Annotated in this window: 23 protein-coding genes; 2 read left to right on the top strand and 21 right to left on the bottom strand. The window is 43.0% G+C overall.

All coding sequences use genetic code 11. The annotated features are described in order from the left end of the window. Window positions 1–47: 47 nt before the first annotated feature. Genes ACGH47_RS03935 through ACGH47_RS03925 form a run of 3 tightly spaced genes read right to left on the bottom strand, consistent with a single transcriptional unit; the run spans window position 48 to window position 3,615 of the window. Window positions 48–1,679: a DUF2813 domain-containing protein gene (locus tag ACGH47_RS03935; protein ID WP_267351702.1), complete on the bottom strand. Its 1,632-nt coding sequence runs from the start codon at window positions 1,677–1,679 to the stop codon at window positions 48–50. Window positions 1,680–1,694: 15 nt separating this feature from the next. Beyond that, window positions 1,695–2,498, bottom strand: a complete 804-nt coding sequence (gene rfaP / locus ACGH47_RS03930; protein WP_267351700.1) for a lipopolysaccharide core heptose(I) kinase RfaP — start codon at window positions 2,496–2,498, stop codon at window positions 1,695–1,697. Continuing rightward, window positions 2,491–3,615 carry a glycosyltransferase family 4 protein gene (locus ACGH47_RS03925; RefSeq protein WP_411622811.1) on the bottom strand — a complete coding sequence of 375 codons (1,125 nt, stop codon included), beginning with the start codon at window positions 3,613–3,615 and terminating at the stop codon, window positions 2,491–2,493. Before ACGH47_RS03925 ends, rfaP begins: the two co-directional genes overlap by 8 nt. Before the next feature lie 230 nt (window positions 3,616–3,845). Here ACGH47_RS03925 and ACGH47_RS03920 point away from each other — a divergent pair, with 230 nt between their 5' ends. Both ACGH47_RS03920 and ACGH47_RS03915 read left to right on the top strand, forming a co-directional pair. Beyond that, window positions 3,846–4,316: a hypothetical protein gene (locus ACGH47_RS03920; RefSeq protein ID WP_411622810.1), complete on the top strand. Its 471-nt coding sequence runs from the start codon at window positions 3,846–3,848 to the stop codon at window positions 4,314–4,316. 51 nt (window positions 4,317–4,367) lie between these two features. Beyond that, the gene (locus ACGH47_RS03915) at window positions 4,368–4,508 is read left to right on the top strand and encodes a hypothetical protein (protein ID WP_411622809.1); all 141 of its coding nucleotides are present in this window, start codon (window positions 4,368–4,370) and stop codon (window positions 4,506–4,508) included. 149 nt (window positions 4,509–4,657) lie between these two features. Here ACGH47_RS03915 and ACGH47_RS03910 read toward each other — a convergent pair whose 3' ends face one another. From ACGH47_RS03910 to ACGH47_RS03825, 18 genes are all read right to left on the bottom strand, one after another. Beyond that, on the bottom strand, window positions 4,658–4,987 hold the full coding sequence (locus tag ACGH47_RS03910) for a DUF2645 family protein (RefSeq protein ID WP_411622808.1): 330 nt from the start codon (window positions 4,985–4,987) through the stop codon (window positions 4,658–4,660). Between the two features lie 63 nt (window positions 4,988–5,050). Next, the gene (locus ACGH47_RS03905) at window positions 5,051–6,007 is read right to left on the bottom strand and encodes a TIGR01212 family radical SAM protein (RefSeq protein ID WP_411622807.1); all 957 of its coding nucleotides are present in this window, start codon (window positions 6,005–6,007) and stop codon (window positions 5,051–5,053) included. A 586-nt stretch (window positions 6,008–6,593) separates the two neighbouring features. After that, window positions 6,594–6,989 carry a tail fiber assembly protein gene (locus ACGH47_RS03900; RefSeq protein ID WP_411598810.1) on the bottom strand — a complete coding sequence of 132 codons (396 nt, stop codon included), beginning with the start codon at window positions 6,987–6,989 and terminating at the stop codon, window positions 6,594–6,596. 5 nt (window positions 6,990–6,994) lie between these two features. Continuing rightward, on the bottom strand, window positions 6,995–7,636 hold the full coding sequence (locus ACGH47_RS03895) for a hypothetical protein (RefSeq protein ID WP_411598809.1): 642 nt from the start codon (window positions 7,634–7,636) through the stop codon (window positions 6,995–6,997). Then, window positions 7,636–8,211: a YmfQ family protein gene (locus tag ACGH47_RS03890; RefSeq protein ID WP_411622832.1), complete on the bottom strand. Its 576-nt coding sequence runs from the start codon at window positions 8,209–8,211 to the stop codon at window positions 7,636–7,638. Before ACGH47_RS03890 ends, ACGH47_RS03895 begins: the two co-directional genes overlap by 1 nt. Continuing rightward, window positions 8,208–9,266, bottom strand: coding sequence for a baseplate J/gp47 family protein (locus tag ACGH47_RS03885; protein WP_411603693.1), 1,059 nt, complete (start codon window positions 9,264–9,266; stop codon window positions 8,208–8,210). Before ACGH47_RS03885 ends, ACGH47_RS03890 begins: the two co-directional genes overlap by 4 nt. 11 nt (window positions 9,267–9,277) lie before the next feature. Next, complete coding sequence (locus ACGH47_RS03880) at window positions 9,278–9,694, bottom strand: phage GP46 family protein (protein WP_411622806.1); 417 nt, start codon at window positions 9,692–9,694, stop codon at window positions 9,278–9,280. Between the two features lie 4 nt (window positions 9,695–9,698). Then, window positions 9,699–10,265 carry a phage baseplate assembly protein V gene (locus ACGH47_RS03875; RefSeq protein WP_411622805.1) on the bottom strand — a complete coding sequence of 189 codons (567 nt, stop codon included), beginning with the start codon at window positions 10,263–10,265 and terminating at the stop codon, window positions 9,699–9,701. Next, on the bottom strand, window positions 10,256–11,323 hold the full coding sequence (locus ACGH47_RS03870; protein ID WP_411622804.1) for a phage baseplate assembly protein: 1,068 nt from the start codon (window positions 11,321–11,323) through the stop codon (window positions 10,256–10,258). Before ACGH47_RS03870 ends, ACGH47_RS03875 begins: the two co-directional genes overlap by 10 nt. After that, the gene (locus tag ACGH47_RS03865; RefSeq protein WP_411622803.1) at window positions 11,316–12,647 is read right to left on the bottom strand and encodes a DNA circularization protein; all 1,332 of its coding nucleotides are present in this window, start codon (window positions 12,645–12,647) and stop codon (window positions 11,316–11,318) included. Before ACGH47_RS03865 ends, ACGH47_RS03870 begins: the two co-directional genes overlap by 8 nt. After that, window positions 12,647–14,470, bottom strand: coding sequence for a hypothetical protein (locus ACGH47_RS03860; protein WP_411622802.1), 1,824 nt, complete (start codon window positions 14,468–14,470; stop codon window positions 12,647–12,649). The genes ACGH47_RS03865 and ACGH47_RS03860 overlap by 1 nt, the downstream gene beginning before the upstream one ends. A gap of 128 nt (window positions 14,471–14,598) precedes the next feature. Beyond that, window positions 14,599–14,940 (bottom strand): phage tail assembly protein, encoded by a 342-nt coding sequence (locus tag ACGH47_RS03855; RefSeq protein WP_411622801.1) that lies wholly within the window; start codon window positions 14,938–14,940, stop codon window positions 14,599–14,601. Next, a complete protein-coding gene (locus ACGH47_RS03850; RefSeq protein ID WP_411622800.1) occupies window positions 14,941–15,288 on the bottom strand; it encodes a phage tail tube protein in 348 nt (115 codons plus the stop codon). It lies immediately after the preceding gene. Between the two features lie 12 nt (window positions 15,289–15,300). Further along, window positions 15,301–16,767: a phage tail sheath C-terminal domain-containing protein gene (locus ACGH47_RS03845; protein WP_411622799.1), complete on the bottom strand. Its 1,467-nt coding sequence runs from the start codon at window positions 16,765–16,767 to the stop codon at window positions 15,301–15,303. Beyond that, a complete protein-coding gene (locus tag ACGH47_RS03840) occupies window positions 16,767–16,946 on the bottom strand; it encodes a DUF2635 domain-containing protein (RefSeq protein WP_411598799.1) in 180 nt (59 codons plus the stop codon). The genes ACGH47_RS03845 and ACGH47_RS03840 overlap by 1 nt, the downstream gene beginning before the upstream one ends. Further along, window positions 16,939–17,490 carry a phage protein Gp37 gene (locus ACGH47_RS03835; RefSeq protein ID WP_411622798.1) on the bottom strand — a complete coding sequence of 184 codons (552 nt, stop codon included), beginning with the start codon at window positions 17,488–17,490 and terminating at the stop codon, window positions 16,939–16,941. The genes ACGH47_RS03840 and ACGH47_RS03835 overlap by 8 nt, the downstream gene beginning before the upstream one ends. Then, window positions 17,490–17,936: a gp436 family protein gene (locus ACGH47_RS03830; protein ID WP_411622797.1), complete on the bottom strand. Its 447-nt coding sequence runs from the start codon at window positions 17,934–17,936 to the stop codon at window positions 17,490–17,492. The genes ACGH47_RS03835 and ACGH47_RS03830 overlap by 1 nt, the downstream gene beginning before the upstream one ends. Window positions 17,937–17,940: 4 nt before the next feature. Next, window positions 17,941–18,465 carry an HI1506-related protein gene (locus tag ACGH47_RS03825; RefSeq protein WP_411622796.1) on the bottom strand — a complete coding sequence of 175 codons (525 nt, stop codon included), beginning with the start codon at window positions 18,463–18,465 and terminating at the stop codon, window positions 17,941–17,943. Between the last annotated feature and the right edge of the window lie 5 nt (window positions 18,466–18,470).

Here is an 18,470-nt window from a genome sequence, read left to right as displayed (position 1 = left end):
CGACTTCCGCCGATAACTACGGCGGAATATGACAGGGACTTAACTGGCTATAATGTTGGATCGAGCTTATTTGAGGCTTTAATTATTTTCGAAAAAGCGTCAATTAAAAGAGGAGGAATCGATTTTACTCCTCTTGATTTTGCATCATCACAAACTGCAATCGCTAAATCAGGTTTTGAGCTATTATGGATCGCTTTTTGAATAATTTTATGGACGGGAAAATCAATATATTCAACAGTATGATAGGCCGCTAATTTATACACATGGCTAAAACCATTTTTAAAAAGAAAATTCTCGATGTCTCGAGCGGGCAAAATAGTTAAATACTCATTCGGGTCTTTATCCGAAGGACACAAAGATTTTAACGTTTCAGCATATTTTTTACCTGCCATATCGCCGTCGGTAATGACATACCAGTGAATCCCCATTTTATTGGCATACTTAATTAATGGTTTTAAACCACATTGAGCAAATTCCAGTAACTGCACGCCTTCAGAACTAAGATGATATCCGCTTTGTTCTGCGAGTTCTCGTAGTAACCAGACTTCCGTTTCACCCTCCACTAATAGCCAGCAACGTGCAAAGATAGCACTTGCCCGTCGATAGAGAACGTGAAATAAGATTCGACGGTTATCATCAACACTCAATGAATTCGGTGCAATATATTTTGTCACTATCTGATCAGGTAGACGAATCAACCGATAAATATTTTCTAATGGAAAGAGAGAAACGAGATCACTTGAATTGGAGGTGATGATTTTTTGTGTAGGTAGATTTTTAAGTAATCGGAAACCAATTGATAGAATAATTGGATGAAGTTGGCTTTCTGGCTCTTCTAAAATTAAAATTGGTACTGCGTTTTGCGTTAAAGGATTATCACTTTTGGCAATCATAATAGAGCCGAAAATATCTAACAAAGCTGTCCGTAAATAGCGATTATCAAGCTCATCTAAAATATTATTAATGCGTTCAAGTGAATTCCAATCTTCACTACGAGGGCTATTTTTCTTTGCGACATTTTGATAACGTTGTTCAGGATTGCCAAAATAGTATTCTAATAAAGCACGTCCAGCTTTTAAGCCTTGTTGCAATTCATTTTGACTTAACTGTGCTGAGTGTTCGTGTAACTGTTTAGAAAGTTGATCTATAAAATATTCTGATAAAGGTTGATTGGTGACAGGTAGGTTAGGCGTATTCGTTGCATTTTTAAGGGCGACTACTGGATTAAGTTCAATAAGGGTTGCAATGAATGAATCTGGATCGGAAAGCGTATAGCGCTTGTTGTGATAATCAACTAAATTATGTTGGCTAATAATATTTGTATTGTGTTTATTAGCCGTGAGTTGATAAGTAATTCGTCTAAAATTATCTTGTTCTATTTGATAAGCAACAGCTTGTAAAGTTTGATGACTTTGGTTATTCAGCTCATTTTCATAAGATTCGCAATAAGTTGCAGTAATACTAATTTTATTGCCATAATTTTCATGTTTATCGTGATAAAAATCGGAATCAACAAATTGATAAAATTTTTTATCCAGTGATAAAAGGGTTAGTGCACGGATTAAGCTTGAACGTCCCCAACGGTTTTCACCAATCAGAACACTGGCTTGTGAATTTAATTTTAATGATAATCGGCTTATTCCTTGAAATCCTTCAATATCGATTTGTTCAATAAACATAGTATCTCCTTATTGCTAAAGATGATATTTTTCCGTACGTTTGCGAATTCTTTCTGCTTTTTGTTGAGTGTGACTAATCAACTTGTGTTCATCTCGTAAAATTGTTTTTAACGGCTTATTAAAATAAACTTTTAAAAATAGCCAAATATCTCGCGTTGTTAAGCCAATATTGCGGGATGAAAAATAGAGTCCAATCAGATCTTTATCACGCCAGCGGGTGGGTACTTGCTGACGAATTTGTGCTCGATGTAAGTCAATAACCGACAATTTTATTTGTTGATGATTTTCAAACAGTGGTAAATCAAGTAAAAAATGGCACAGATAACAATCACGATGATTAACACCTGCTGCATGCATATTGGCGATCATTTTTGCCAGATAAATAATTAATGAACGCTTTAAGTGATAACTAGGCGGTGTTGTCGCCCATGATTGTGTGAAATCTTCTAAACTAATAGCAGGATTGAGATCATGGGTAATAATAAAGGAGTGACGGGTAAGAGGATTGAAACCTTTACGCCCAAAAGCGCGTCCATCCATCGTATTGACACCCACTTGCTCTAAACGATGTATTGCATCCCATTCTTGTTTGGCATCTAAAACGGGCAATCTGAATGATAACAGATTTTTTAAGATCTCTTTTATTGTTGTACCACGATGAATTTTAATAAAATATGATTGTCCATCTTGTTCAAAATTTAATGTTTTTCGTTGACTAACTGCTCGATAGATAGTGCCCGAAATCAGTTCAACTTCAGTAAATGGATCTTTATTTTTCCATATCTGATCGAACGGTGATTTAAGTTTGATTTCATTCATAATGTCTACAACCTAAAATAATGTCTGTGGCACGTTCAGCCAAATGATATAAATCCGCTGTTTCGCCATAGTGGATGGCATTATTATGCCAAGTTAACAATTGTTGTTTATCCGTGATGGCATGATAGACGGCTTGATTGAGTTCAGATTGAACAAACGGTTCGTTAAGCACAACGCCAGCATTAGCATCGTGGATATGATAGGCATAACCTGAAATGCCAGATACAATGACCGGTACACCTGCTGCTAATGCTTCAACTAATACCATACCTGCGGCTTCTTGTCTTGCCGGATGCAGCAGTAAATCGGCTGAAAATAGAAAATCAGGAATATCATCACGACCCGAAAAAAAGCGAACTCGCGGTAAAATACCAAGCTGTTTAGCTAATTTTTGATAATCATCAGCTTTGTCTTGTCCTACAACTAAGTAAACCAATTTTTGTTTTAAGTCTTCAGGCAATGCAGCAATTGCATATAATGTACGGTCAACCCCTTTACGTTTAAAGTCTGAACCAATTTGTACTATGACAAAATCATCCTGATTTATCTGATTGGTTTGTCTAAATAGTTGACGTTTTATTGGTGAATCAGAATTATATTGACGATTTTGTGCAATACCAGGTGGTAGTAATGAAAAACGTGAAGGTTGGGTGTGATAATACTTTTCAAAGTCATGTATTTGCTGTTTAGTAAGAGCCATTATTTGTGTGTGGTGATGTGGATTAAATACCGCATCTTCAAATGCCAAGTAATGCTTACAGCGTGGTAATAATTGATAAAAAAAGCCCTTATGTGACACTTTTTCTGCAAAACAAGTATCGCCTGCAAAATAGACATCCAAATTAGGCATTTTATTAAAACCAACAACACAATCAGCAGGATGCGTTTGTAAATGTGTTTTTACCCAATAATAATAATTTTGGTTTCGATGATGATTTGAAAGCCCTTTTTTGGGTACTAAGATGATATCAAAATTGCCAGGCTTATCGCCTTGCCAATCCATGACATAGACACGAATTTTATGCCCACGAGCCAGACAAGCATTAGCAATCTGCAAAAAATCACGTTGCAGACCACCAAAAGGAAAATATTTATAGATACAAAAAGCGAGTTGCATGCACATTGCCTCAAGTGTGAAAGGCGTATTATATACTTGTTGCTAGACAAGGTACAAAAAATAGATTTTATTGTTAATTTTTAGCGAAAAAAATAGGTCGTTTTTTGCTTGCACTTTTAATTTTAAACATGGTGTATTTCGTTGTTAGAATGGTTTTTAAATGATAGTATTCTGCGCGCATAAAGTTATATCTTTATTATTTTATCTAAAAATTATAACAAGGAACAAAAATGGTCGTCTATCAATTCAAACAATTACTGCTAACGCCTTGGCAGAAAACTAAAATTGAAATTAATGATGATGTTGTCAACATTGATGAATTAACTAATTCTTTTAGTAAGAATCCTTTATTCAATCTTGCCGGTAAAAAAAGAGAAATTCCAATAAAAAGTATTCATTCTCTTTCCATTACTCGTACATATAACCTTAAAGGCGGATTGATCGGCGCAATAATAGTCTGTTTAGGAATAAAAGAAATTATCGATTTGTTTTCGCATTTTGGAGATATTGTGCAAATCATTCTATCTATTTTACTACTGCCATTAGGATTGTTAGTATTATTTTGTAGTGTTAATGAAACATTATGCATTAAGTATGATAACAAAGAGTGTGAAATTGATATTTCTCTTTTAGAGCGTGAAACATTATCTAAAATTGTCAGTGATATAAATGAACGTTTAGACAATCATTCAAAAGTTTAGATTTGAATCATTTTTATTGAAAATCCCCCTAAATCTTAATGAACCAAAGCGATGTTAAATGATTTTAAATCGGTAATTTCGCTTTGGTTATTCTTTATTTCGGTTCCACAATCTAACGATCTTTACACTTTTATTTTAATTCATACTAATACGTTAACATGCATTGTTGAAGGCAATGTCTATCAACGTTAATATTGATACTTTATGCCTTTTTAGATCCTTTTTAATAGCATAAAGGATCTAATTTTCACAAAATTGTACTCCAAAGCTTTATTAGCAAAATTAAACCTTAATGGGGCTGTTAAAAACAAATTATCTAAACAGACTTTTTAATTTTACCTTTAGCACCAATTGAAACGCAAATAAAAAGACCACAAAATATAGATAAGCACAATTAACATATATGTGTATCGGATCATTTTATTTTTGAGTAAAAATAAAATAAGAAAGCAAGGGATTAAAGCAATGATGGGTTCAGTAGTTAATCGTCCTCCTACTGGTAATTGACATAGATTATTGAACACGCCTGAATCGACCAACCATTCATATTTATCTGCTGAAAAAATCTTTATTAAAAAAAATAAAAAAATACAGTATATAAATGGAAGAATATTAACTTTAATAACGCTTGCAAATCTTTTAGATGCAATGTTAACTCTTGATGTTTTCATCCTTAAAAAATAGAATCCTTAAACTATGTTGTTTTTTTAAAATCTTTGTTAGGAATTAAACCGCTAACTGCCTAAATTGTCAATTGAATCTTTAGATTGTTTACAATGATATGTGTCATTAATCGCGCTACCTTGAGCACCAAATTGCCTTAAATTGTGGTCTACAGCATTCATTGATTGCCAGTGATTTTCGCACCAATCAGGGGCAAGTAAGGTAGGTTTACGAGCATTGGCAGAGATGCGGTGATACAAAATATGGGCTGGTGTTTGCCTAATAATATCGCCAGCAATATCGACATACTGCTCTAAAGAGAGTATGTCGAGCCGACCTGCACGCCACACTTTAGCCATAATACTGCCTTCTACGATATGTAACGGATGCAGTTTTAAACCATCTACACCACTATTTAACACTTTATCAAGCGTCATTAAATTATCCTGCTTGGTTTCTTTAGGCAGACCAATGATTAAGTGAGTACAAACTTTTATACCAAGACGACGAGCCTTTTGCACCGTTTGATGATAGATATCAAATGTATGTCCACGATTAATATTGTGTAACGTTTTATCGTGAGCCGTTTGTAAGCCAAGCTCAAGCCAAACTTCGAAGCCTTTTGCTTGATAACTGGCAAGTAAATTCAGCGCTTCATCTGGCACACAATCTGGGCGAGTACCGACACAAAGACCGACAATATCCGCACTATTGAGTGCTTCTTCATACATATTTTTGAGTATTTCAACTTCGGCATAAGTGCTGGTATAGGCTTGAAAATAGGCAAGATAGCGCTTGGATTTTTTCATCTGATGCGCTTGTTGGGCAAGCTGCTGTGAAATCGTTTTTACTTGAATGGACTCATCAATGATCGAGGCGACATTACAAAAGGTACAACCACCAACACCGATAGTTCCGTCACGATTAGGACAGCTAAAACCACCATGTAAAGTCAGTTTATAAATTTTTTCGCCATAACGGCGTTGCAGGTCAGAACCAAATGTATTAACGACTAAATGAAGTTGCATAATCAGCCAAAAATAAAATTTTGGCTATTTTACGAAGCAAATGAATTAAATTCAACTTGTGGCAAATTTTTTCTATTCTTGTACGCCTTTGCTAATAAAAATCTACCTTCCAAAAGGACTTTTATCAATGTCCCTAGCCTGCAAACAAAGATTTCGAGAAGAAGCATTTAATTTTGAATTAAAAATTGTGTTAATGATAACAAAGTGTCTATAACATTTCAGTAATAAATAAGATAAAAGTTAGTTATAAAAAAATTTAAGTAAAGGTAATTTAATCGGATTAAAGGTATTAACGTTTTTTTAAAAAATAGGTGATTACAAATCAATACGTTAAAAAATTATCGCTAATTTTCTTATTACTTTAATGATAAAAATGATAGTTTGTATTGATAATTGGAATTATTAGCAATAAGATAGCACCTCCATTAGATTACAAAAATGTCAGAGGTAATTATGCAGTATATTGTGCGAAAAATAGTTGTCATTTTATTCTCATTGTAGCGCGCCCGCCACAACGAAAATAAAATCCGGTCAACGCGACAACCCAAATTATTATCGCACTAACCGAATTTACCAATAGCAAAACTTAGACTGGCTGTTCTGGCCATTCTATTTCATGACCAACATCAGCATCAATTTTGGATAGCGCAACTCGATATCGTCTCCACTCTATTAATTGAGCTATATCATTATCAGTGGCCTCACTGAATTCAACAACATCCTGTAGTATTGAGAGCTGCTGACTGGCATAGCTAATTAGCTGGCTCTTTCTAGCTTTATTCACCGCCCTGATTTCATCGGTATTCAGAGTGGGTTTAACGGCTACAGGAGCACCATTTTCATCCGGCTTAATAGTGAACCCCTCTGACTGTTTTTGCATTAATTCTGCGTGTAATTCTGCAGTTATCTCAACCGATTCACTAGGAATCTCATTAATTTCGTTAACATAAAACCCGTTATTTGTCGCATTGTAATAAATCACGTATCCTACCTCCCGATAGCCATCATTTGCACTGACGAATCTGTATACACACCGTCATTTTTACCCCAAATTCTCACGGACGATAGCGAATTCGGAACTGCGCTAACAGAGTGACAGCCGTTATATCCATCACCACACATCACAAAATAAAACCCTGTTGGAAACGCCACCGGCAGTGAAACAACCGTGCCGATCTCACCGTGCCCTGCGTGGTAGCTAGCTCTGAAATGCTGAATAATTAACCCATCAGCGCGCCTCAAAACAGTGGTGGACGGCGTCACCTCATACACAAAATCCGATTTAACCACCACATCAGAACCATTGAGCATTGGGCGTCTCGAAAAATTGACGATTCTGTCAACCTGATAATTTACGTCATCGGATTTTTGGGCTGGCAAAAACGCACCAGCTGACACCAACGACCTGACAGCCGCACTCAACTGGCCTAGCTCACTTTTTACAGGCTGAATCCCAGCCGCACCCAATACATTCAGCAATTCAGCCTGAACAATATTAAACCAGTCTGCGCCAGGATAACTAGGTGGTGTTTGAGTATCTCCCTCAGTAAACCACTTTTCCATTCTTGATGACGTTTGTTTGATTGTCGGCATTACATCGATGCCACTATTGTTATCTAGGTGAAACATCACATCTCCTCGTAAATTAAATTGACGTGCGCCGGCTTATATCGTTCCAGCAGACACCCCAAATCGCCGTAATCGCTGACCCGTAGATAGGTTTGAACACCGTCTAATACTGTCATGCAACGTGACGCACGGTTAAAAACCTGTACATACGCCACCCACCAGTTACGCCACGGATTCAGCGGATAATTCACACTGCGCAGACAATGATGGGGGTGTTTATCCACTATCTTAATTTTATACCCTCGATCAGCCGCAATTTTTTCCAGAAATAGGGCGCACAGCGACGGCGACATCCGCAGTTTTGCAGATAGCGCGTGGTGGCGCGTATCGATAGTTGCTGTTTCGTCAGTGGTACAGTCAGGTAGTCCCGCAAACGCCTCCCATTCTGCCAGTAACCACATTGATTCACTGGGCAACACCTCCCGCAATAGCGATTCTGCGGTTGATTCAACACGTGAAAATTCGTGACCAAATCCCAATTGCAGTTTTGCGTTTTCGCTACCTGCCTCTTTATTCCACGCGTAACCATTTGGCAGTAATTGCAGTCCAGCACGCTGATAGTCCAACGGTGTCATAGCCACGTAATTACCCCTAACACAGCCAGTTCGTCGTTATTCACCTCAACGTCCTCGACCAGATTAATTCTGTGGTCAATAACGCCTGTTGTATTTGAAACTGCCGCGCGTATGTGGGACAGGTAAAAATTTTCGCCCAATTGTGATCCATTTAACAATTCAGTCAACGATTGATGAACTGCGGCTCGCGTTTCGGGCGTGTCCGGAAATAATCGGATCTGCGGGTTAATCGGTTTGATTACTGGCGCACGAACAATTAACTCTGCCGCTGGTGGTTTACCCTCAAACTGATTTGTAACCGGATTGACGTGTCCATTTATATGTTCACGCACACGAGCCAGATCGCTGTCAGTGGGCACAATATTCGGTCGTTCATCCAGCACAAACAGGACTATCACATAATTGCAATACATTGGCGCCGGAACACACCACGCACGCGTAACACCGGCGCATTCTCGTGCCCACCGGATATAGTCCCACCGGTTACCACCCGACGGCGGATATTGGACACGAAACAACAATCGCGTACGCAACGAGCTAATGCTTTCAATATCAGCGCCCCCAGTCAGCCCCGCTGAATCCAAAATTGCCGCACTCTCAACGTTTGCAACAGGCGAAATCAATTCAAATTTAGTGCCGCCATCCATATTACCTAACGCGCCCTCAGTCACAGCAGTAACCTCTACTGTCGATATTCCCGCACCCAACAGGGCAGACTGAACGCACTCAACGATAAATCCGGATTCTGTTTGCCACTGAGTGCCCGCAGTAATTGCAGCATCCCCTCGAACAGTCAATTTTAATCGCCCTGACGAGCGGGCGGGCATTTTTCGTTGAACCCCCCAAAACTGACAAAACAGCAGCAGGATTTCGTCATCAGCGAGATGTGGCACAATCTGACGCGATATCCAACCCAAAAACTCATACAATCCGTTCACCTGCCCCGCGTGGGCCATCGCAATTGATTCAATCAATAACGACTGAATTCCGACGGCACGGAAATCCTCCGCCGTCCGTTTAATTAACTCCGTTAATCTGGGTGGTGTGTACGACATTTAAACCTCATCTAAATACTATTTAAAACTGCTGTGAACGAATACTCCGGAACGTCAGCGTCACTCAACAGGACAGGTCGAACCGTCAACATTAAAACGCCACGCGACGGATTTGTTGCAACGACCTCGACGGATTTTACCAAATTCTCCTCGACCATCCATTGCAGTGATTCTGCAGCATACTCCTGTGCTCGCCGCAGGACTGACGACAGCTGCTTTTCCCGACTGAGTAACCATAAACGTGAGCCAATTTTTTTGTTACTGAACGTATCACCCCACCAACCACGACGGTCTGTGCCGCCGTCTGGCAGGACGTCGTCTGCGTGCGCTCTGGCATCTGTAAACAGTGATATGATAATATTCGTTAACACCTCATTACCGTGAATATAATCGATATCTGCCGCATAGGCATCCCATGTCAATTGCATCACATTACCCAACCATTGGTTTTGACGTTGTTGTCCCGCATTTCTGACAATAGTGCACGTGATTCAAAAAACTAACGTTGCCACTGATATGATCTGATGCAGTGCTCGTACCTGTTGTCACACTATATCCACCCATAATACGCACGTTCCCCGTAAACTGGGTTTGCGGCGTTTCAAACAAAATTAATTCATCAGCTATTACGTGCAAATTTTTGCACAACATTTTTACTAATTGCTCCTCTGTCAGTAGTAGGTAGTGCCCCTCAGCATGATAAACAGCGCTGTCTGCAATTTTCAGGTCTTTTAGCCTAGCGGTTTTGTTATCAACAACAACAGCGACCAGATGCTGGCGTTTTCCGCCCACAGAGAGCATTATCGCCTCAGAGCCCGTCGGTGGCACTGACGTGTGCCCGTAGTTCTGAAATCGCTCAACATCGTCTGCTGTTTCACCGGATAGCAGACTAACCTGCACGTTTTGCTGTTTGAACGAATCGTTGACAATATTAACAACCGCACGCGAAACCAATAGCTGCAGCTTTCGCTTTAACTGACTAAACATTTTTATCTCCATATTGCACTCCGCTTTTCTGGCTCTGCGGGGGCGAGGAATCCGTCGCGAGGCATCAACAATAATTTTGTTGTCATACCATCGTCGTTACTGACGCCGAACTCAACCTCTATAATCAGCAACTCCTCAGCAAACAATCCGTACGTTTCAGCGGTCAAAAAAACCATGTGGTTTGGCAGCCACAAATTGACGTCGTCATACAGCCAACCCTGAACGGTAACTGAAAACTGCTGTCCGTGTGCGGCGGCTCGACGACGCTCCCAGTTGGCCCGTACCGTCGCACTTTTTTTATTGAGGTTATCGTCAGATACGATAATTGTAGGGCGGTAACGGGTGACCAACTCATCAACAGCGTTGGCGTAAACTGCGGTTGACTGGGTTGCGGTTTGAGTTTCACCCCAAATTGCCCCCCCCGCACAATCGCCGATAACTCGATACAGACTAAATCTGTCGCGCCACGAGCGGGTTATACACAAATTTTTGATATTGTCACCTAACGTTAATATGGAGATGTTTTTTTTGCCCGCTCCCGTGAATACGAGATTCCCGTAAACGTCACTGGTCAGTATAACCCCTCGTTGACGCGCAGCTCTGGCCAGTATCTCAAACACGGTTTCGCCAGGCTCTATCTGCAGCCACCTAAACACCTCTCCAGCCTCGCCATCGTCCACATTCCAGACAACATTAATACCGAACGCCCCACACAAATCCGTCGCAATTTTTTGTAGCGACGCATTGCACCAGCGTCCCGAGGCGTGAATTGCTGCACAATCAATTAGGTCGGCGACTTTGTCTCGACCTGTAACCGTTATTGTGTGCTCGGTATCACTAATATTAATTACAACGTCATCGATATATCCCGTTATTACTCTGTTATTGTTAATTTCCACGTAACATTCAGCACCGACCTGAATATTTCCGTCACTGACAGTAATTTTTGACGTGAGCTGCAGACTAAACGAGCCGCTCATATCCTCAATACCACGCGTGATACGCACATCTGTCCAGCCACTATATATCAAATGGCCGATATATAGCTCAACAACTGGCCCGTTATTCATTTTCAATCACCTCATAGCTAGTGCCACCAACTGCAAACGTTGGGTGTCTTAGTCCGTTTCTGCGTATAAACTGCCCAACGGGGGCAGCGTTACCGGTCTCACGATAAAGAGCTACTAGCGCTGGCTCGGTTTGCGACAACGCGATAATTTTGCCAGCAGGTAGCTTTATCGATAACGCCTCCAGCTGGGCAACAAACGCCCACCGAACGTCCCTGAGTGCCTGCGCTGATTTATACCAATACACATCGCTACTAGCAATAATCAGTTCCTGCAGTTTATTGCCGTGCTCCCCGATTACGCGCTGGCAGTCGTTATATGTCACAATAATTTCTGGCTGCTGCGTTTTGACGGCATTAGCCGCGTCCTGCACTGCGATTTTTGCAACCTCAGTGGCGATAACCATATCAACCAGCAACTGCAACGCGTCGGTTACGACATTTCTGGATTTAGTCGCAGTCGCATTTTTGACATTTAACTCAACTGATTCGAGTATTTGGGTGGTGCTCGTACCTGATTCGACCAGCAGTGCTGCGGGTGGTGTTACTATATTCCGACGCGCCAGCCCCAATTGCTCGACAACCTGATTGGTATTTTTATTTTGCCTGTTATCACGACACAATTCCTCGATACCACCCAACAATCCCCTCAGCTCACGAGCTACAATCTGGGGGGATTTAAACAAATTCCTCAGTGACGCCTGATACGATTTAACTCTGCCCAGTAACGACGACAGACCAGACCCACCAACTGCGCCACGAATCGCGTTGGTGATACCGTTGGCGATTGCCTCTCCGTACGCCAGACAGTCCTCGATAAATAACACGGCCTCACCAACAGCGTCAAAAACACGAACAAAATCACTCACCAGACCCTCACCGAGAACGTCAGACAGTGCGCCCATTATCGATATACCGTTTGGTGTGGCGACAGGGGATTGTTCGTCCGTATCCGGAACAAACGTTACAGAAAAATAAACAACACGCTGTTCGCTAGCGACCGTTCTGGAGCTCCACTGCTCAACGTAAACCAACTGGGTCTTGAAATCTGGGTGCTGTAATTCACCCGATTCCGAACTATCCAGTGCGTCAATCAGCGTATCAGCCTGCTGCCTACAATCGTCACCCACAACAACAACGTTAATTGTTGTTGACGCAGTGGTTCGCCCCATATTCTCGACCAGACCAACGTCGCGCAACGGATATTCGTGCCGGATCAGCCGATTGCCACCCGTGCGCGCCGCTTCATCGATAACGTAAAACGGCACCCCACGAAACGATCCTCTGCCGATGTTTTTTGTGCCACCTCCCCTCAAAATATCCAGCATTAATACGCCCCCCCACCGTACATACTGTACGTTTTACCTGTATTAACAACAATATCAGTGCTGGCAATATTATCGACCGATTTTGTTTTAACCGTCAGCCCGTTGGCGGGCTCGATTTTCAGTACAATTTCTGAACGACCGTTATTTGCACCAGCCAGAATTGGGATATTGCCGTTAACCGCTCTGTTCGCGCTAGCCCCTGTCGGAACTACAGCGTCGATTGCCGACGTGAGCGCGTGAGTTAATTTTCTGTCAAAATTTTGCAGCGAATTATCTATTTCAGGATTAAACAGGTGCCTGCGCCATGTTTGCTCGTTACCCAAATCGTAAAACCTCTCAGGGTGCTCACGCATTTCCTGCAATCGTCGCAACTGGTGAGTCTCCGGCAGCTCATCAATCGACGGTCTGTTTATCAGTAATTCGGCAGCAGCTGCAACGACATTGAGTGATTTTGCGTTATTTCGCCCAAAACCAACCCCCCCCCTCCGATTATTACCACCAGCGCCCGAAAAATCACTTGGCCAGTTGGTTACGAACACAGGTGTCGCACCAGCTGACGACACCGCCGAATCAATAGCGCCCCCTAATTTGTGGCCACCCAGCATATTTTTAATACCTCGATACCCCCTATAGACGTATCTCGCAGCAATCGCTCCACCAATAATTTTGGCACCCGTTTCGAGTTTGCTGGTGTACGCGTCTAGCTGTTCAGGGGTGAGAGAGTTGATTGCATCAGCCAGATCCTGGATCGGTTTAGCCAATTTTAATTGCGCCCAGCGCTCCCCAGCGTTAGTTAGTGATGTCAGCGCACCATTGAACGTATTGATGTTTTTTGACGTCTTGCTCTCCAGTAAACCGTCCTCAATTTTTACACCGGCCAACAGCTTTTGTTGCTGCTCAGAATTTGCAAATGCCTGAGTTGTTTTTATCAGTTTTTCTGGAAATACGGTTTTTAAATTGTGATCCTTGAATCTGGAGCGATTGCCGATTTCCAGTAGTAGTTGCGTAGGATCTTTAAATTGCGACTTATTCGCATCTGAATAAACATCAATTCCGTTTAATTTTAATATTTGCTGAGCCTTCCTATCTTTGATGGTGTCGGCAAATGATTTCAACGCTGATGCGGCATCGGCGCTATTACCGAGTTGCGAATCACTTAGACGCTGGATTGCCAACAACTGCATTAACTGCTCTGGCGATTGCCATTGCGTGTTTTTTGTAAGCTCAACAACGCCTGCAAATTGCTCCCTAATATTCCCTGTGCCAATTTTCGACGCCGATGCAACACCGTTAAATAATTGATTAATGCCGTCAGGCGTGAAGCCTTTATTCATCAATTGTGCGACATGAGCTCCGGCTTCGTCAGCACTTAAACCGAGCCCTCTGATTGCTTTAGCGATATTATCAACATTACTGACACTACCCGACACATCGTTGGTGCGTTCGAGAATTTTATCTAATGCGGTGATAACGTCGCGATACGGCATTTTGTATACTGTACCCGCTGCATATACAGCATTTAAAAATTCGTCAGACTGTTTTGCGGTCAGGTTGTAGCTCGTGCCGAGCTCTGTGAGTTGTTGTTGCCAGTCGCCAACTCGTTTGGCAGCCATGACTAAACCGCCGCCTGTTGCAAATCCGACCAATTTATTGTCAAATTTATCTAACATCCTGTTTGACGCAGACATTGCTGACGACAACATTTGCATTGAACGGGAGCCCGTCCGGCCCATCGCTGAAATTGAGCTACCAAACGATTTGGCTCGCTGTGCAACGTTACCAGTTAAATCAACAATAAACTGCGCTCTATTTTGCACTGTCATTTTTGAACACCCACATCAAATACCGATAAAACCGATTTAATGGCAGCCCCAACACCCAATCTGGGGCTGCATTCACACGAGCGCTGAGCGCAAGCGCTGCCCGTTCGAGCCTGCGAACGAGCATCAACTTATCGCCCCTCAGCGCTATATTCAGCCACCTCTACAACAACCGGATTATTGAGCGCGTCGTACGCGTTTCTCAGCAAATTGTAATCGGTCAGTGATAACGATTTGAGTTGGCCCATTGATAGCGGGCCATCTAAATCACCAATTTTTGCAACACTACGGCGGTACAACTCGGCGGACATAACCGCAGCGCTCGCAATGAGCTGGAACCCCTGTGACGTCAACTTAACCTGTTCTGCTGCCATCTCACTATCGAGCAGATCACCCGTAGTTAATCTGCGTAACGTTAACGTAGTGACACGCTCATCTCCGATTTGTAAACCGTTCGTTAATTTAATCTCCATTTAAATCTCCTTTGCCTCGCACGACGAAAAACCACAACTGATATTCCCCTCACTGTTAATACTGGCGTTACCGTTCGACCACGCGTTCGGCATTAACCATTGTCTGCCGGCGTCAGGCGTGATAGTAATTGTCGCGTCAGTTATGTTATTCAGCTCGTCAACTGAGGTATCCGCACCATTGGGGATTGTCAGATTGACCACTGCCTCTGTCGGTGTCTGATTAAAACCGTATACCCGCGCACCCTTAACCGGTTGACGTGTAAATCCACCAGTTGTAAATGTTGCACCAGTCAGTGATTTAATTTCACGCCCATTGATTCTAATAACCGCAGTACCCTGAAATTGCATAATTCCCCCTAGTTACAATAAAAATTGAATTGAATGCGCATAGATTCTGAACTGATTAACCAGATCGTCATTGCTCAGTACGTTAATTCGATTTCTGTCATTAGCGTCACGTTCCACAATCAACGAACTTTTATACGCGTCAAAATTTTCGACCAACCCTGCTGATTCCAATTCGGTGAATAGCGCAATTAGCTCAGCCCTGATAACTGACGGCGTGACCATCGCCTGACCAACACCAAACCGAGTACCGTCGTCAGCCAATTTATGACGTGGAAAACGCTGCGTGATGCGCGCCCGTATTGCGTAGCGTATATACGACAACGTTTTAATAGTCTCAACGTCCAGATAGCTCGGATCCTCGACGTTATATTTATTCACGCGATACATCGTGATAACCCGATCTAACTGAACAGCCCCGTTGGCGTTAACGTTATACGCGCTCAGCCCGTCAAATAAATGCAGGTTTCGCTCATTCCACTGCCAGCGATCGGCGACCGCTGGCGGTTTAATACCGGTCAACTCCAATGTTTGGACAGGTCGTGCTGGGTCAATATTTAGCGCGTACGTACACACCGCAGCGTTAACAGACGCCCAGATATACGGCGGCTCTGGCGATATATTGGTCGGTATACAGGTAAACAGATAATCGTTGCGTGATAACGCAAATGTGCTGGCCTGTGCGTGTGTGCCACGATACGCAATCCAGCATAAACCGTCAATTTGACGAATACCGCCCCAGCGCGATTGCAGCTCCTCACTGAGCAAATTCAGGTTATTGGTGTCTGTAAACGGATTAACAATATCTGTCCACCACGTGTCACCCAACGCCGCAATAGCCTGCGATACGTCCGGATTACCCACACCCCCAGCCATACCTGAAACGTCAACCGCAATTCCTGCCGGCACCGTTTCACCCGTAAAATAATTAACACGAACGTCCACGTCGTTACCCGTGATACCACCCCAGCGACACGTCAGTGTCACCTCAGAGCCAGACACACTGGCTGTAACGGGCAGGGCGGCATTAGCGTTAACCGCTGTAGCAATTTTATTTGCAATTGTTGCGGACGTATCGTTTGCACGAGCGGTCACGGGAACCCGCACACCGGCAACTAGTAGCGCAATTTGTCCAGCAGCGCTACACGTGCCAGTAACGGTTATTTTCCCCGTCGAACACACTGGGTCGGCAACGTCGTCGAGCGCCAGTGCATATAAATCGCTGTAGGGATTTGCGCGCAAAAACGCACACAGCATTTCAGAGAGCATCGACCCCCGACCAAACGCCGTCACGGCCTGCTCACTACGTGTTATACGAACAGGTTGACCGGCAGCAACACTTCCTGTTGGCAGACGCAGACCTAGCACCAGCGTTTTATTATTTTTAACCGGTGTTCCTGTAATCGCCTGCGAATTATCAAATTCAACGTACGCCAGCGGTACACGCACAGTGTTGGGTATTGTATTAAATGAAACTGTCATTATTCAGCTCCTCTATTTTTCTTCTTTGCTGGCTCAACGACTTCGATGTCGCCATCGTTCAACCTGCGAAGCCAATAACTATTTTTAGGTTTTAACTCCCCGCTTTCAGCCAGTGGATCTAATGTCTCGGGGTCACGAACTGTGACGCCGCTAACGGGTTTAATAAAAAATTCAGTCATTATTATTGTCCTGTGGCAATGTATTTAATGATTCCCAGTTAGGGGTTACTGATATAAATTTGTGATAATAGGTAACAAAATTGTCGATTGTATGGTGTTCGTCATCTGACGGCAGTGGCACGTCGACCGTGAAATAAACGCCGTAAACGAATAACCCCCGTTTTGCTGATAAATCGCCGAACAAATTCGCCGATTGAGCAAACCGCATTGCACGCGCAGCACAATTGAATTGCCGATTATTGAGCAGCCTGATCAGATAGTCGTGAATTAAAAAGGCTCGTTCAGGCTCAATTCGAACCCCGTTTAGCACGTTAACTGACACGAATAACGCCCACGTTTGACGCACGCAATCGCGTAGATCGCTCTGGGAATTACCGATAAACGCGACGTAAATTGCAGGTGCCACCCTCAACAACGTACGCAGTGTCTCGTCAGTCCACGCACCACCGAGCGCCTCAACCGTTTTTATTTCACCGGTAAAATGCTCTCTGACACAATCGATTAATTCCCGCTCCAGCGCAGCAGTAGGGGATAGCCGCCTCATCAGATAAACCCCCTCGAACGACCGCGAGCCCAGACCGAGCCGGCGCTGGTGATTACTGCAACCTCACCAACCTCATCCAATTTCGAGTTATCAATCGACAACCCCAAACTGATTTGACCGGATGCCACCCGCTCCAAAAACCTAACAATATCGTCCTTGTCCTTTTCAGCTTTCTCTGTTGCAACATTGTCAGCTAGATTGTAATACGCCAGTACGCACGCAGCGCGGACTAATACAGCGGGGATTTTGTCAATAGGTAGCGTAACTCGCCCACTGATATATCCGTCAATCGCGGCCGACGCATCCAGAATCGCATTACTAATAATTTGTTCACGCGTTTGCAACGGCTCGCCAGTTGTCTCATCAATGTCAATTTTGCTGTCAGCTAACTGATTGATGACTGTTTTACTGTATCTACTGTATACGTCCTGCACTGTTGCGTACATCGTTTTATTCTCCAGATTTTGCGGTTTCGAACATCTCAATTGCCTCGATGACGTCACCCTTAGTTAACTCAACGTTACCAGTGACTTCGCGCCATTTTGTGATTCTGGGTGAGCCATCGCTATTGAAATAAACAGCCTCGTCACTTTCTGCTAGGGCAACCACAACCGCCTGAGACAGTTCAATATACGATTGAGAAATTGACGGAATTTTAGCATCGTCCTCGTCAGCGCCTCCTGAATCCTCAGCCGCACCCGCAGTTTTTCCGCTGGCACCACGCGATTCCAGACCTGTTGAATTACCAGTAGCGTCAGTAGCAGGGCGACCAGCATCATCAAATATTTCATTAATATCTCCCCCCTCAATAATTGTTACGGTCAGTGCAGAATCTGTTTGCAACGCATTAATCTGCTCAACCGTCAAATTCGTAAATTTATTTTCACCTCGACTGAGGGTTAGTCCCGCACGTCGATAGCCGTCATGACGAGTATTAACAACCTTAATACCTACAACACTGCTTATGCTTCTCATTAAAA

It is taken from the genome of Gilliamella sp. CG16 (assembly GCF_046635785.1).
Classification (GTDB): domain Bacteria; phylum Pseudomonadota; class Gammaproteobacteria; order Enterobacterales; family Orbaceae; genus Gilliamella; species Gilliamella apicola_I.
Note: the sequence above shows the minus strand (reverse complement) of the source record. Positions and strands in the feature narration are given on the sequence as shown.

Excerpts from the sequence above, each read along its gene's own strand:
- ACGH47_RS03845 (WP_411622799.1), bottom strand. The coding sequence starts at position 16,767 with ATGACAGTTTCATTTAATACAATACCCAACACTGTGCGTGTACCGCTG.
- rfaP (WP_267351700.1), bottom strand. The coding sequence starts at position 2,498 with ATGAATGAAATCAAACTTAAATCACCGTTCGATCAGATATGGAAAAAT.
- ACGH47_RS03880 (WP_411622806.1), bottom strand. The coding sequence starts at position 9,694 with ATGCAATTGACATGGGATGCCTATGCGGCAGATATCGATTATATTCAC.
- ACGH47_RS03855 (WP_411622801.1), bottom strand. The coding sequence starts at position 14,940 with ATGGAGATTAAATTAACGAACGGTTTACAAATCGGAGATGAGCGTGTC.
- ACGH47_RS03935 (WP_267351702.1), bottom strand. The coding sequence starts at position 1,679 with ATGTTTATTGAACAAATCGATATTGAAGGATTTCAAGGAATAAGCCGA.
- ACGH47_RS03830 (WP_411622797.1), bottom strand. The coding sequence starts at position 17,936 with ATGTACGCAACAGTGCAGGACGTATACAGTAGATACAGTAAAACAGTC.
- ACGH47_RS03850 (WP_411622800.1), bottom strand. The coding sequence starts at position 15,288 with ATGCAATTTCAGGGTACTGCGGTTATTAGAATCAATGGGCGTGAAATT.
- ACGH47_RS03835 (WP_411622798.1), bottom strand. The coding sequence starts at position 17,490 with ATGAGGCGGCTATCCCCTACTGCTGCGCTGGAGCGGGAATTAATCGAT.
- ACGH47_RS03840 (WP_411598799.1), bottom strand. The coding sequence starts at position 16,946 with ATGACTGAATTTTTTATTAAACCCGTTAGCGGCGTCACAGTTCGTGAC.
- ACGH47_RS03865 (WP_411622803.1), bottom strand. The coding sequence starts at position 12,647 with ATGCTGGATATTTTGAGGGGAGGTGGCACAAAAAACATCGGCAGAGGA.
- ACGH47_RS03910 (WP_411622808.1), bottom strand. The coding sequence starts at position 4,987 with ATGAAAACATCAAGAGTTAACATTGCATCTAAAAGATTTGCAAGCGTT.
- ACGH47_RS03890 (WP_411622832.1), bottom strand. The coding sequence starts at position 8,211 with ATGACACCGTTGGACTATCAGCGTGCTGGACTGCAATTACTGCCAAAT.
- ACGH47_RS03925 (WP_411622811.1), bottom strand. The coding sequence starts at position 3,615 with ATGCAACTCGCTTTTTGTATCTATAAATATTTTCCTTTTGGTGGTCTG.
- ACGH47_RS03875 (WP_411622805.1), bottom strand. The coding sequence starts at position 10,265 with ATGGAGATAAAAATGTTTAGTCAGTTAAAGCGAAAGCTGCAGCTATTG.
- ACGH47_RS03905 (WP_411622807.1), bottom strand. The coding sequence starts at position 6,007 with ATGCAACTTCATTTAGTCGTTAATACATTTGGTTCTGACCTGCAACGC.
- ACGH47_RS03860 (WP_411622802.1), bottom strand. The coding sequence starts at position 14,470 with ATGACAGTGCAAAATAGAGCGCAGTTTATTGTTGATTTAACTGGTAAC.
- ACGH47_RS03870 (WP_411622804.1), bottom strand. The coding sequence starts at position 11,323 with ATGAATAACGGGCCAGTTGTTGAGCTATATATCGGCCATTTGATATAT.
- ACGH47_RS03915 (WP_411622809.1), top strand. The coding sequence starts at position 4,368 with ATGTTAAATGATTTTAAATCGGTAATTTCGCTTTGGTTATTCTTTATT.
- ACGH47_RS03825 (WP_411622796.1), bottom strand. The coding sequence starts at position 18,465 with ATGAGAAGCATAAGCAGTGTTGTAGGTATTAAGGTTGTTAATACTCGT.
- ACGH47_RS03885 (WP_411603693.1), bottom strand. The coding sequence starts at position 9,266 with ATGTCGTACACACCACCCAGATTAACGGAGTTAATTAAACGGACGGCG.
- ACGH47_RS03920 (WP_411622810.1), top strand. The coding sequence starts at position 3,846 with ATGGTCGTCTATCAATTCAAACAATTACTGCTAACGCCTTGGCAGAAA.
- ACGH47_RS03895 (WP_411598809.1), bottom strand. The coding sequence starts at position 7,636 with ATGTTTCACCTAGATAACAATAGTGGCATCGATGTAATGCCGACAATC.